Source organism: Pseudomonas sp. H1h (assembly GCF_000633255.1).
Lineage (GTDB): Bacteria > Pseudomonadota > Gammaproteobacteria > Pseudomonadales > Pseudomonadaceae > Aquipseudomonas.
The window spans coordinates 168,735-180,992 of record NZ_AYMJ01000011.1; the positions used below are offsets into that span (position 1 = coordinate 168,735).

The following is a 12,258-nucleotide window of genomic DNA, read 5'->3' on the forward strand; positions in this document are numbered from 1 at the left end:
GCGCGGACTACCACGAAGACGTCGCCCCGCTCTTCAACGCCATCTCCCGTCGGCTGTTGGCGCGCATCGCCTTGATCAGCGACACCGAGCCCACCAGCAGGATCGCCGCGCCAAACAGGAAGTCGATGTTGTACAACTGGAAGTCCTGCACCGGCCCCACCAGCACCACGCGCACCACGGCAATCGCGACCAGGGTGGCGAGGAAGTCGATCCCCGGCTCATCGCGATAGAACACGTGCAGCAATGGCAGGCACAGCACCAACAGCAACAACAGCACCACGACCTTGAACGAGCCTTTGCGCTCGACGCTGAACGCGCATTCGTGCGGGCCGTAGGCCTTGTAGTCCTCGTCGCGGATCATCGAGTTTTTTTCGTTGATGTACTCGACGCGGTTGTACTTCTGGATGGGCGTGAAGGTGTTGGACATCTCCATCAGCGTGGTGATGTTCTTGAAGCGCAGGTCGATGCGCTCGCTGCCCTTGAGGTAATACAGCACCGGCTTGTAGCCGTAGCGATAGGTGTCGAAGGGGAATTCGGTGACCTGACCCTGTACGCCGATCGGCCGCGGCTCAAGCTCGGCATAAGCGCTCTTGGTCGGCGAAGCGAGGTTGCGGCTCAGCGGTTGGACCTTGACCTGTTCAAGGAAGATCGGCGTGACGCCGTACGACCACTGCAAGGGTTCCAGACGCAGGCGCAGTTCGTTGCGGCCCAGGTCATAGCGGTTGAAAGTGCGTTCGGAGACCACCAGCGAGCCACTGAGCATGAACTCGCCGCGCAGGTTGTTGGTCACGCGCAAGGTCAGTTGATCCTTGCCCAACAGCGCCGCTTCGGTGGACGGCGGCGTGCCGCACCACGCGGTGCTTTCACCGGCGCCGCCCAACTGGCCGTCGCGGTTTTCCTTGATCACATAGAAGTAACTGGCCCACAGCGTCAGCATCAACAGCAACGCCGTGAGGCCCAAAATCTTTTTGCCCGCGCTCACTACCCTGACTCCCTTCTTCGTTCCATCGTCCAGCCGAAAACCCGCTGGCGACGGGGACTCTACCAAAAGGCCAGCATCGACCCAAGGGAAAATCCGGGAATAGCGCAGGATCTAAGGGTTTCCCCTGCGCGCGCAATGCCAAACACCTGTGGCGAGGGCGCGTGTTCCCTCGCCACAGAATCTTCAGCGTCTGCGGAACAGCGGACGTGGTTCGATCACCGAGCGCCCATACAGCACACTCATTCCGGCCAGCCCTTTCAACGCATCTTCAGCCGACTTGTCCTCACGCACCGCAAAGCTGTCGAACCCGCACTGGCGCATGTGGCTGAGCTGATCACGCAACACATCACCAATCGCGCGCAACTCCCCGGCCCAGCCAAAACGGCTGCGCAACAGATACGCCTGACTATAAGCGCGACCGTCGCGAAAGCTCGGGAAGTCCAGGGCAATCAATGGCAGCGAGGCCAGCCACGGCACCACACTTTCAACCTCATCGTCCGGCCCCAGCCACACCGCGTGGGTCGAGGGCGATTGCAGCCAGTGCGCCAGCGGCAGTACCAGCAACCCTTGCGGACGGTCTTGCTCCGGCTCGCGGACCAGCGTCCACGGATCGTCCTCGACCCGCCGCGCGACACCCTGCTCCAACCGCAGCAGATTGTTCATGCCGTCACCTCCAGCGCTTTCGGGTAGACCCGCTCCTTGAACGGCTCCAGGCCAATGCGCGCCACGGTGTCGACAAACAGCTCCTCGCTTTCGCGGTAACGCACGAAGGTGCCGATGATCCGCTCGATCACCTGCGGTACTTCGGCGGCGCTGAACGACGGGCCGATGACTTTGCCCAATGCGCTGTGCTTGCCCTGCGCACCGCCAACGGTGATCTGGTACCACTCGCTGCCATTCTTGTCGACGCCGAGGATGCCGATATTGCCGATGTGGTGGTGACCGCAGGCGTTCATGCAGCCGGAGATGTTCAGGCTGATGTCGCCCAGATCGTGCAGGTAATCGAGGTTGTCGAATCGCGCCTGAATCGCCTGGGCTATCGGGATCGACTTGGCGTTGGCCAGCGCACAGAAATCGCCGCCCGGGCAGGCGATGATGTCGGTCAGCAGGCCGACGTTGGCACTGCCCAGACCGCGCTCGCAGGCCAGTTGCCAGAGTTGATACAGGTCAGACTTTTGCACATCGGGCAGGACGATGTTCTGCTCATGGGCAATGCGGATCTCGCCAAAACCGAAGCGCTCCGACCAGTCGGCGACGGCCAGCATCTGCAACCCGGTGACATCGCCCGGTGGCGCGGCCAGACCCGGTTTGGTCGACAGCACCACGCTGGTGTAGCCGGGTTTCTTGTGCGGCTGCACGTTGCGCGCGACCCAGCGAGCGAACGCCGGGCTCTCGGCCAGGCGCGTGCCGAAATCCAGATCGGTGTCGGCCAGGGTGTGGTAGATCGGCGGCACGAACGCACTGGCGACGCGCTCGTACTCAGCGTCGGTCAACTGCGCCGGGCCGTCCTTGAGGTGTTGCCATTCCTCTTCGACTTCCCGGGCGAACGCCTCGATGCCCAACGCCTTGACCAGAATCTTGATCCGCGCCTTGTACTTGTTGTCACGCCGGCCGTGGCGGTTGTAGACCCGCAGGATCGCCTCGACGTAGGACAACAGATGCTGCCATGGCAAGCCTTCGCGAATCTGCAGACCCAGAATCGGCGTGCGCCCCAACCCGCCGCCAACGATCACCCGCAGGAGCATTTGTCCCTCGCGCCCCGGGTAAAGATACAGGCCGATGTCATGCATCATGATTGCCGCGCGATCCTGCCTGGCCGAGCAGATGGCGATCTTGAACTTGCGCGGCAGGAAGAGGAATTCCGGGTTGATCGTCGACCACTGCCGAAGGATTTCTGCCAGCGGACGCGGGTCGATCATCTCGTCCGCTGCGACCCCGGCGAAGGCCTCGGTGGTGATGTTGCGCACGCAGTTGCCGGAGGTCTGGATCGCGTGCATGTTGACCTGCGCCAGACGTTCGAGAATGTCCGGCACTTCGCTCAGTTCGATCCAGTTGAATTGCAGGTTCTGCCGAGTGGTGAAGTGGCCGTAACCGCGATCGTAATCGGCGGCGATGCTCGCCAGGGTACGCATCTGTTCGGCACTCAGGGTGCCGTAGGGAATGGCGACTCGCAGCATGTACGCGTGCTTTTGCATGTACAGGCCATTCTGCAGACGCAGCGGCAGGAACTCCTCCTCGCTCAACTCCCCGGCCATGAAGCGCTCGACCTGATCGCGGAACTGCGCAACGCGCTCGAACACCAGCGCCCGGTCGTAATCATCGTATTGATACATGCAGCGGCTACCCCATCAGGTTTGAACGCGTACTCAAACTGTGGGAGCGAGCAAGCCCGCTCCCACAGGATTTTTCCTGACTATGGACGAACGGCGCAGCACGCAACAGATTCACCTGAAACGATAAAAACCGTATCAGGGCGCGGCAGATGGCCGCAGGCAGCACTTCAATCTGATCCGTACAAATGAAAGATTCCTGAGCCTGTTTTGTTTCTGACGGTGTTCCTACAGTGCAGTGCATGCCAGACCGGGTGGCCTGGCAAGACTTTGCAACCGTGGATGAACTGACCATGAGCACAGCAACAATCGGACAGGCTTATAACTACAAGGTCGTCCGCCAATTCGTTATCGCGACGGTTTTCTGGGGTGTCGTGGGCATGGCGATGGGGGTATGGATCGCCTCGCAACTGGTGTGGCCGGACATGAATCTCGACCTGCCGTGGACCACCTTCGGCCGTTTGCGGCCACTGCACACCAGCCTGGTGATTTTCGGCTTTGCCGGCAGCGCGCAATTCGCCGCCAGTTACTACGCGGTGCAGCGTACCTGCCAGGTACGGCTGTACTCGGACAAGCTCGCAGCCTTCACCTTCTGGGGCTGGCAGTCGGTGATCGTGGTCATGCTGATCACCCTGCCGATGGGCTACACCACCACCAAGGAATACGCCGAGATCGAATTCTCCGGTGCGGTGTGGATGGCAGTGGTCTGGGTCGCCTACGCCATCGTGTTTTTCACCACCGTGGTGCAGCGCAAAACCAAACATATCTACGTCGGCAACTGGTTCTTTGGCGCATTCATTCTGGTGATCGCCATGCTGCACGTGGTCAATCACCTGTCGATCCCGGTGGACTGGTTCAAGTCCTATCCGGTGTATTCCGGGGCGACCGACGCCATGGTGCAATGGTGGTACGGGCACAACGCGGTGGGATTCTTCCTGACCACCGGGTTCCTCGGGATGATGTATTACTTCGTGCCCAAACAGGTCAACCGTCCTGTGTATTCGTACCGGTTGTCGATCGTGCACTTCTGGGCGCTGATCACCCTGTACATCTGGGCCGGCCCGCACCATCTGCACTACACCGCGCTGCCGGACTGGGCACAGTCACTCGGCATGGCGATGTCGCTGATCCTCCTGGCCCCGAGCTGGGGCGGGATGATCAACGGCATGATGACCTTGTCCGGCGCCTGGCATAAGTTGCGCACCGACCCGATCCTGCGCTTTCTGGTGCTGTCGCTGGCGTTCTACGGCATGTCGACCTTCGAAGGCCCGATGATGGCGATCAAGACCGTCAACGCCCTCTCCCACTACACCGACTGGACCATCGGCCACGTCCACGCCGGGGCGCTGGGCTGGGTGGCGATGATCACCTTCGGCGCGACCTATCACATGGTGCCGAAAGTCTTTGGTCGCGAGCAGATGTTCAGCACGCCGCTGATCAACCTGCACTTCTGGCTGGCGACCATCGGCACGGTGTTGTACATCGCGTCGATGTGGGTCAACGGCATCACCCAGGGCCTGATGTGGCGCGCGATCAACGAGGACGGCACGCTGACCTATTCGTTCGTCGAAGCGCTGCAGGCCAGTCATCCGGGGTTCATCGTGCGCTTTGCCGGCGGGGTGTTCTTCCTCACCGGGATGCTGCTGATGGCCTACAACGTGTGGCGCACGGTGCGGGTAGCCGAAGTGTCGCTGGCGCGCAGCCAGGCGCAGATCGCCTGAGTCAGGGAGCTGATGATGTTCGAAATTTTCTTGAATGTGCTGGGGGTGGTGTTTCTGTGGCTAGCGGTGGAGTACTGCCTGCGCCATCAGACTTCAGAGAGCCTGGATGATGCGAGCATGGTGCCGTTTGCCGATGATCCGGAGGTGGCGCGGCGGGTGGAGCTGGCGACCGGCAAGACCGTGAAAGCGGTGGCACCGGAAGAGGCGAAACCAGGCTGGATCAACCTGCAAATGTAGAACTGCCATCTGCCCCTGTGGGAGCGGGCTTGCTCGCGAAAGCGTCTGATCAGTCACCGAAATGTTGAATGACACACCGCTTTCGCGAGCAAGCCCGCTCCCACCAGGGGAATTTGCAAGTCCTTGATGTCTAGTTACGATCGCGCGGGATCAGGCTCTGCAGCTGCTGCGCGAGGAAATCCGCATCGAACACGAACGTGTCCGGATCCTTCAAGCCGTTGGTCTTGCGCCACTGCCACTCGCCGCTCGGCAGCCCCACCAGCGAAATGCTGCCATAGCGCGCCGCCGTCAAGCCCATCACCGCCAGGGAAATCTGCCCGGCGCTGCCCATCACGTCCGGCACGAATTCCACCGGTTTACCGGCAATCACGATGCTCAGTTTCTCGGTCTTGAAGGTCGAGGTCTCCACCGGCGTACTCGGCCCGAACGCGACGTAAGCCTCGCGGCTCACCTCCAGCAGATTCGGTGCCTGCACCGGTTCCAGCCATTGCTGGATATGGCCGAACAGCTCGGTGATCCGGGCCGACCACGCCTGCGACTGGGTTTCGAACAGTTGCTTCTTGTGCGCTTCACTCTCGGCATAGTGACGAAGCATTTCGCCCAGTTGTTGTACGTCGTTCATCGGTACGTTCCTCGGGGAGAGCCTGCGAAACCCATAGTGACAGATCAACACGCCAGTGCGCGTAAAACCTCGAATGCCGGTCGGTCTCAACTCAGGCTGGGGCGACGGACGGTGGGTCTTTTATGCGGCCACCTGTCAGATCTGACAGTAGGCAAGTCGTACGCGAAGGTTTTAGATGCCTCCAGAGAGCAACCTTTGCGGAGCGGACGAAATGGCCAGCCAAAACAACGACAGTCAATTGCTGACGATCGACCCGGTACTCGTTCCGGGATGGGTTTCACCAATCCAGCATCCGCTGAATCCGCACGGCGGGATTCCGCTCGCGCTGGTCACCAATGGACTTATCCGGGTTCTCGTTGATCCCTGGATCAACCAGAGCCTGGATGACAGTGCTCAACTACTGCTCAACGAGTCGCAAACCATTATTGCCGCACAAACCATCAGGCAGACGGAGCTGAATCAACGGTTCAGCATGAGTTTTGATGCGTCCTTGCTGAGGGATGGAATCAACCTGCTGTTCCTGCGGGTGACGCGGATCGCGCAACCGATGCCCGAAACTTCATTGCCATTACGCGTGCTTTTTCATACACCTCGCCCCGGTGGAGAGATCGCCGGGGGCGGCAATAATCCGAACTTGCTGATGACCCTGCCGGCCGATGTCATCGCCAATGGCATCGATGCAGCGCGTGCGGCACAAGGTGTTGATGTGACGCTGCGCTATGTCTACATGCGGGCGGGGGACGTCATCACTGTCGATCTTGACGGGCGCAATAACCAGCATCCCGTGACCGAGGCGCAGGCTGCCGCCGGTCAAGTGGTGATCACGCTGAACACCAATGACTTCTGGCAGGACAATGCCCGGTTCGCCTTGCGTTTTCGCGTCACCGACCTGCTCGGCAACTCCTCGGGGCCACAGGCGATCTGGTCGGCGACCACCTTGGTCGATGTGCATATTCGTCAACCGGTGCTGGATCTGCTTGCCCCCACAGTGCTCGAAGCCAGAGAGGCCAACGGCACCGTGCTGAATTTTGTTCAAGACTTCTATGACGCCCAGTATGCGACCGTCGAAGTGAATTACACCGGATCGGCACCGGGGCAATCGGTCAAGGTTTATTGGAAAGGTCGCAATTCCACTTATGTCAGCGAGATTCAGACCGTCACGGCTGTCGGCCAGACGCTGCAGTTTCGGCTGCCACGCGAAGAAGTGGTCGACACCGTTGGCAGCGGCGCCGAGGTGTCCTACACCGTCCGGTTACCGGGCACCACGGTTGATCTCCCATCCAGGGCGCTGAACATAACCATTACCAGACAAAAGCATCACCTGCCAGAACCGACGCTGAATGCAGCCAAGGACAACCTGAGGGCCTACTACCCGACGCTGGACGGTGCTTACAAAATAAGAATATCGCTGACCGTTGGAGCGACTCGCTACGACAGCGAGGAATTCGACATCACCCAGCCGTCCTATACCAACGTCGCGGTCCCGTCGAACTGGATCACGCCGAACAAGGGAAAACTCGGTCTGTTCAATTACACCCTCAGAAAGACGGGCGCGGGCGAACCCATTATTTTTTCCTGGTACCTGCGAGTGACGCTGTAAAGGGCTGGCAGTCGACTTGCAAATTATTGAAGCGAATCCGCCGCTGTCTGCGGCAAGGATCTGCACATGCGTAAATTGGCAACGTCACTGTTCATTACGTTACTGCTGGGATGCTCGCAGACAGCCGTTCAACCGCCAGCGGCAATCGGAACACGCGATGCTCACGCGCTCAACGGCCCACAAATCGCCTCGCATCTCAACACGCTGTATGGGCGGCAGTTTCCCAATTGCAACAAGAGCGAATCGCAGCCAGCTTTTCTCTGTTCCGGAGTCACCTTGCGAGTCACCGCCAGGGACCCGGCAGGCCTATACAAGGTCTGGGACCCGAGTCCGGCCTCGGTGAAAAGTGGCGGCGTTTCCTACTCTTATTTGCGCCAGGATGCCAATTTCGGGCGCCTGGCCTGGGGTTACGGCAATGGCTACATCCTCTATCCATTCCTTGAGCAGCCCCCTGGCAAACTGCATCTGAAGGTGTTGTGCTCCTACCCCATGGATGCCTGGACCTGGAGTCGCAGCACTACCTCCGTCTGTGGTCCGACGCCCCAATACCCGAATGTCAGCCAGGCCTGCCATCTGGCGGGGGTCTTTACCGGCGAACAGGCCAAGACGGCATGGGACGTCTCCTACGAAAACAAAAACCTGCGGCAATGCGGGTTCGATGTCAGGGATGAACGAGATCACCTCGCCGGCCCGGCATTCTATCAATCGCTCAGAGCCAAGACCTTGCTGGGCGCCACCGGGTTTGGTCAACAAAATGAAATTGTCATTCGCATCTGGGCTGCCGGGCAGGCCAACGCTCTGCCGATCATGGCGTTCTTTTTCATCGCCGGCGGCACCAATGCCGGCCTGGCGGACGCGCAGTACAACCAGCGCGACTTCTATAACTCGACCAACCCGAAAATCGTCGTCCCCATTATTCGCCTGACGCCTGCAGCCAGCGCCGCAGCACCGGCGACCTTCACCTACTCGGCAGCAGATCAGGCGGTGGCTCAATGAAATTGCAACAAAAAAACGGGCGAAAACGATCAGGTTTCACCGTAATTGCGTTGCTCAATCTCTGCATGGCACTGCCCTTCGCGCCCCCCCGCAATCTGTCGAGCCGTTGCCTGAACCTGCGCCGTAACGCTTGACCAAGTTTTTCAACTGACAAATGCAATCCCCACTTCAGGCAAGGGTTTGATCATGAGAACAATCGCCGCAGCGCTTTTTATTGCATTACTGATGGGTTGCACGCAGACCGCCACTCAACCGCCGGTGGCCATCGGCGTCAGTGGTGTTGAGTTGCTCAACGGCCCGGCCATCGCCACTCAGCTCAATACGCTTTACGGGCGAAAATTTCCCAACTGCAACAAGAGCGACTCCCAACCAGCGTTCCTGTGCTCCGGTGTGACCCTGAGGGTAACGGTCAAGGATCCCTCCAACAAATACAAGGTTTGGGACCCAAGCCCGACATCCGTGACCAGTGGAGGCGTGTCATTTTCCTACCTGCGCCAGGATGCCGACTTCGGCCGACTCGCCTGGGGCAATGGCAACGGCTACATTGTTTATCCGATCTTTGAGTCCCCCCAAGACAAGCTCGACCTCGATTATCTGTGTGCCTATCCGTACGATGCCTGGACCTGGACACGGCGGACTGACGCCGTGTGCGCTGCCCACCCGAGCTATCCGGTGCAAAGTCAGCTCTGTCAGAACGCCGGTGTCACCACCGCAGAACAATGGTACGCGGTCTGGACGATAGCGGGAGGCAACCGAAACCAGCGCCAATGTGGCTTTGACGTCAGCGACGAGCGCAATCAGCTGGCGGGCCCGGCGTTCTATCAATCCGTGCGCGCCAGGGCGTTTGCAAATGTCACTGGCTACAATGAACACAATGAGTTGCTGATAAAAACCTGGTGCGATCCGGTCTCCTCCGACCCGGCAAAATCATGTGCTTCGAGTTTTCCCCCCAACCGATTTCCCATCATGGCGTTTTTCTATGTTTACGGAGGCGCTAACGCCGGCCTGGCGGACGCGCAATACAACCAGCGCGACTTCTATAACTCGACCAATCCGAAAATTCTCGTGCCCATCATTCGGTTGACACCCTCCGCCAATAACGGGGCAGCGGCGAGCTTTACGTTCGCGCCAGCGGATCAAGTGGTTACCCAATGAACAGCGGCGGTTTATGGCAAACGGCACCGTTACACCTGGCAGAAGGATTGGCGGTACAGCTGATTTGCGCTGGCGTCCTTCGATGAACAAATGGACACTCTGTGCAGACCTGGTTGTTCGTTCCAGGTCCAAGCCAGAGGAATTTCAATGCGCACCATCGGCCTGATCGGCGGCATGAGCTGGGAGTCCAGCGCCGAATACTATCGCCTCATCAATCAACAAGTCCGCGATCGCCTCGGCCCGCTGCGTTCGGCGCAACTGCTGATGCACAGCGTCGATTTCGGCCCGGTCGAACAGGCTCAGCATGCCGGGCGCTGGGATGATGCGGCGGCGATTCTGGTGGATGCGGCGCGCAGGCTGGAGGTCGGCGGCGCGCAATGCGTGGTGCTGTGTACCAACACCATGCACAAGGTGGCGGAACAGATTCAGGCGGCGATCAGCATCCCGTTCCTGCACATCGCCGAACCGGCGGCGCAGGCAGCGTTGGACATCGATGCGCACACGGTTGGTTTGCTCGGCACCGCGTTCACCATGGAGCAGGCGTTTCTCAAGCAGCGTCTGATTGCCAAGGGTTTGACGGTACTGGTGCCGGACGACGCCGAGCGCCAGGACGTGCACCGGATCATCTACGACGAGTTGTGCGTCGGGGTGATCAGTGACGAGTCGCGCAAAATCTATCAAACAGTGATCGAATCACTGACCGCGCGCGGCGCCCAGGCGATCATCCTCGGCTGCACGGAAATCGGCCTGCTGGTCAAACCCCAACACAGCGCCCTGCCCCTGCTCGACACCACCGAGCTGCATGCGCAGTCGGCGGTGGCGTTCGCCCTGGACGACTGAGTCAGACTTGGCCGCGCGTGCGCAGGCGGGCCATGCTCAGGGTGTCGACCCATTGCCCGTCGCGCACGGCGTAGTCACGGAACAGGCCTTCGTTCTCGAAACCGAACTTGCGGTAGAGACCGATGGCCGCCTCATTGTCGGCGTAGACCGAGAGTTCGACCCGGTGCAAATTCATCCAGTTGTCGGCGACGTCCAGCGCCGCCGCCAGCAGTTTCGAACCGACACCCTTGCCCTGCCATGCCACAGCGACCGCCATGCCGATACTGCCGGCGTGCGCACGGCGAATCCGCGAATAGTTTTCCAGCCCGAGATGACCGACCACCGCGCCCTGATGCAGCGCCACCAGTTTGAGCATCCGCTCGTTCTCCGCCAGCAACCGCTGACGCCAGATCTCAGTGGATTGAAACGGCATCTGCAACACCTGGCGGGTCACGGCCGGATCGTTGTACAGCGCGGTGACAGACTCCAGGTGCGATTCGTTGAACCGTTCGAGGGTGATGGCGGGGTTGTAGTCGGGCATGGCGGATCCTTCCTGGATCGATGTGTGGCCAGACACTCTAAACTGCCAGTCATCTATTTGGCGAGGTCCCAGACTGTGGGAGCGGGCTTGCTCGCGAAAGCGGTGTGCCAGGTGTCGCAGATATTGAATGTGCTGACGCCTTCGCGAGCAAGCCCGCTCCCACAGGGGTTATGTGTTCAGCTCTGGAACCATTCGTGGCGTTCGTTGAAGGTGCGCTGGATCAGTTCGACCAGGGTCTGCACTTCGCCGACGTCTCGCGATTCAACATTGACCGCCAGCCACGCCTGTAACCGCATCGGCTCGTCAAACAGCCCCGGCAGCGCAGTCAGCCCGCGATCGAAGCGGCTCATGTACGCCGGCAGCAAACCGATGCAGGCGCTGCAGCGGATCATTTCCAGCATCAGCTCATAGGACTGCATCTGGACCACGCCAGCGAGGCGCTGTTCGACCAGCTCATTCCACGGCCGGAAGCTGTCGATCTGCCGGTCGTGTTGCCATTGCACCAGCATGAAATCGCTCAGGTCGTCGGCACTGGCCGGGCGCGCGGTGACGCGCGAATAGCGTTTGGCGATGTGCGGCAGGTAATCCAGGTGCGCCAGTGCCTGTGGCTGACTGGTGGCGAAGGTCGGGCCGGGATTGGGGGTTTCGCCGTGGGCCAGCCACAGCACCACGTCGGCGCTGACCGCGCGCAGCGCCAGTTCGCTGTCCAGCGCGATGATTTCCAGGCGCACGCTGGCGTTGCGGCGCAACAGCGCGATCAGGTCGCGACCGAGGATGTCATGCAGGATTGACTCGGCGACGGCCAGACGCACCAGCGGCTGCTCGACCACCGGCAGTTTGCGCTCGTGGGCCAGTGCCACCAGTTGCGCCTGAAGTTGCAGGCCCTCGCGGGTCAGGCTCAGGGCACTGCCCTGAAAGCTGAACAGCGAGTGCTGCAGTTCTTGTTCAAGCTGCGCCAGTTGCTTGCGCAGCAAGGTCGAACGCACGTTGAGGCTGCGCGCCGCCTGCATGAAGCAGCCACAGCGAGCACTGACCAGAAAATATTGCGCGACGTCGGCATCGATGGTCGCAGCTTGCGCCAGCCAAGGCTCGCGCTCGCCCTGTGCCCAGCGATAATCGGGGCTACCCTGTCGTCCTGCGGGTTCGGTGAATGACATCGATGACTCCCTGTCGATCTTTGTATTTTGAAAAACACCACGGTTCTACTGTGGGAGCGGGCTTGCTCGCGAAGGGGCCATGCCTGCCAGCGTGTCCG

At 60.3% G+C, this 12,258-nt stretch carries 12 protein-coding genes; 6 read left to right on the forward strand and 6 right to left on the reverse strand.

The window, feature by feature from the left end:
• Positions 1 to 7 precede the first annotated feature (7 nt).
• From U862_RS0108655 to U862_RS0108665, 3 genes are all read right to left on the reverse strand, one after another.
• Entirely contained in the window at positions 8 to 982 is a 975-nt protein-coding gene (locus tag U862_RS0108655) for a hypothetical protein (RefSeq protein ID WP_025110031.1), read from the reverse strand.
• A 183-nt stretch (positions 983 to 1,165) separates the two neighbouring features.
• Complete coding sequence (locus U862_RS0108660; protein WP_025110032.1) at positions 1,166 to 1,645, reverse strand: DUF934 domain-containing protein; 480 nt, start codon at positions 1,643 to 1,645, stop codon at positions 1,166 to 1,168.
• Complete coding sequence (locus U862_RS0108665) at positions 1,642 to 3,315, reverse strand: nitrite/sulfite reductase (RefSeq protein ID WP_025110033.1); 1,674 nt, start codon at positions 3,313 to 3,315, stop codon at positions 1,642 to 1,644. The genes U862_RS0108660 and U862_RS0108665 overlap by 4 nt, the downstream gene beginning before the upstream one ends.
• Before the next feature lie 290 nt (positions 3,316 to 3,605).
• On the opposite strand from U862_RS0108665, the gene ccoN reads away from it, so the two are divergent.
• A complete protein-coding gene (gene ccoN, locus U862_RS0108670) occupies positions 3,606 to 5,033 on the forward strand; it encodes a cytochrome-c oxidase, cbb3-type subunit I (protein ID WP_025110034.1) in 1,428 nt (475 codons plus the stop codon).
• A gap of 15 nt (positions 5,034 to 5,048) precedes the next feature.
• Positions 5,049 to 5,270, forward strand: coding sequence for a hypothetical protein (locus tag U862_RS0108675; protein ID WP_025110035.1), 222 nt, complete (start codon positions 5,049 to 5,051; stop codon positions 5,268 to 5,270).
• Between the two features lie 130 nt (positions 5,271 to 5,400).
• Here the strand turns inward: U862_RS0108675 and U862_RS0108680 are convergent, their stop codons facing one another.
• A complete protein-coding gene (locus tag U862_RS0108680) occupies positions 5,401 to 5,892 on the reverse strand; it encodes a hypothetical protein (RefSeq protein ID WP_025110036.1) in 492 nt (163 codons plus the stop codon).
• A gap of 211 nt (positions 5,893 to 6,103) precedes the next feature.
• Between U862_RS0108680 and U862_RS0108685 the strand changes: the two genes are divergently transcribed.
• From U862_RS0108685 to U862_RS0108700, 4 genes are all read left to right on the forward strand, one after another.
• Positions 6,104 to 7,492 (forward strand): hypothetical protein, encoded by a 1,389-nt coding sequence (locus U862_RS0108685; RefSeq protein WP_025110037.1) that lies wholly within the window; start codon positions 6,104 to 6,106, stop codon positions 7,490 to 7,492.
• 66 nt (positions 7,493 to 7,558) lie between these two features.
• Positions 7,559 to 8,488, forward strand: a complete 930-nt coding sequence (locus tag U862_RS0108690) for a hypothetical protein (protein WP_025110038.1) — start codon at positions 7,559 to 7,561, stop codon at positions 8,486 to 8,488.
• A gap of 186 nt (positions 8,489 to 8,674) precedes the next feature.
• The gene (locus U862_RS0108695) at positions 8,675 to 9,643 is read left to right on the forward strand and encodes a hypothetical protein (RefSeq protein ID WP_025110039.1); all 969 of its coding nucleotides are present in this window, start codon (positions 8,675 to 8,677) and stop codon (positions 9,641 to 9,643) included.
• Between the two features lie 147 nt (positions 9,644 to 9,790).
• The gene (locus U862_RS0108700; RefSeq protein ID WP_025110040.1) at positions 9,791 to 10,483 is read left to right on the forward strand and encodes an aspartate/glutamate racemase family protein; all 693 of its coding nucleotides are present in this window, start codon (positions 9,791 to 9,793) and stop codon (positions 10,481 to 10,483) included.
• 1 nt (position 10,484) lies between these two features.
• Here the strand turns inward: U862_RS0108700 and U862_RS0108705 are convergent, their stop codons facing one another.
• Both U862_RS0108705 and U862_RS0108710 read right to left on the reverse strand, forming a co-directional pair.
• Positions 10,485 to 11,003 carry a GNAT family N-acetyltransferase gene (locus U862_RS0108705; RefSeq protein ID WP_025110041.1) on the reverse strand — a complete coding sequence of 173 codons (519 nt, stop codon included), beginning with the start codon at positions 11,001 to 11,003 and terminating at the stop codon, positions 10,485 to 10,487.
• Between the two features lie 176 nt (positions 11,004 to 11,179).
• Positions 11,180 to 12,160, reverse strand: coding sequence for a LysR family transcriptional regulator (locus U862_RS0108710; protein WP_025110042.1), 981 nt, complete (start codon positions 12,158 to 12,160; stop codon positions 11,180 to 11,182).
• Positions 12,161 to 12,258 lie beyond the last annotated feature (98 nt).

Bases quoted from the DNA above. Each gene is read 5' to 3' on its own strand.
- U862_RS0108660 (WP_025110032.1), bottom strand. From the start codon at position 1,645: ATGAACAATCTGCTGCGGTTGGAGCAGGGTGTCGCGCGGCGGGTCGAG.
- U862_RS0108665 (WP_025110033.1), bottom strand. From the start codon at position 3,315: ATGTATCAATACGATGATTACGACCGGGCGCTGGTGTTCGAGCGCGTT.
- ccoN (WP_025110034.1), top strand. From the start codon at position 3,606: ATGAGCACAGCAACAATCGGACAGGCTTATAACTACAAGGTCGTCCGC.
- U862_RS0108675 (WP_025110035.1), top strand. From the start codon at position 5,049: ATGTTCGAAATTTTCTTGAATGTGCTGGGGGTGGTGTTTCTGTGGCTA.
- U862_RS0108680 (WP_025110036.1), bottom strand. From the start codon at position 5,892: ATGAACGACGTACAACAACTGGGCGAAATGCTTCGTCACTATGCCGAG.
- U862_RS0108685 (WP_025110037.1), top strand. From the start codon at position 6,104: ATGGCCAGCCAAAACAACGACAGTCAATTGCTGACGATCGACCCGGTA.
- U862_RS0108690 (WP_025110038.1), top strand. From the start codon at position 7,559: ATGCGTAAATTGGCAACGTCACTGTTCATTACGTTACTGCTGGGATGC.
- U862_RS0108695 (WP_025110039.1), top strand. From the start codon at position 8,675: ATGAGAACAATCGCCGCAGCGCTTTTTATTGCATTACTGATGGGTTGC.
- U862_RS0108700 (WP_025110040.1), top strand. From the start codon at position 9,791: ATGCGCACCATCGGCCTGATCGGCGGCATGAGCTGGGAGTCCAGCGCC.
- U862_RS0108705 (WP_025110041.1), bottom strand. From the start codon at position 11,003: ATGCCCGACTACAACCCCGCCATCACCCTCGAACGGTTCAACGAATCG.
- U862_RS0108710 (WP_025110042.1), bottom strand. From the start codon at position 12,160: ATGTCATTCACCGAACCCGCAGGACGACAGGGTAGCCCCGATTATCGC.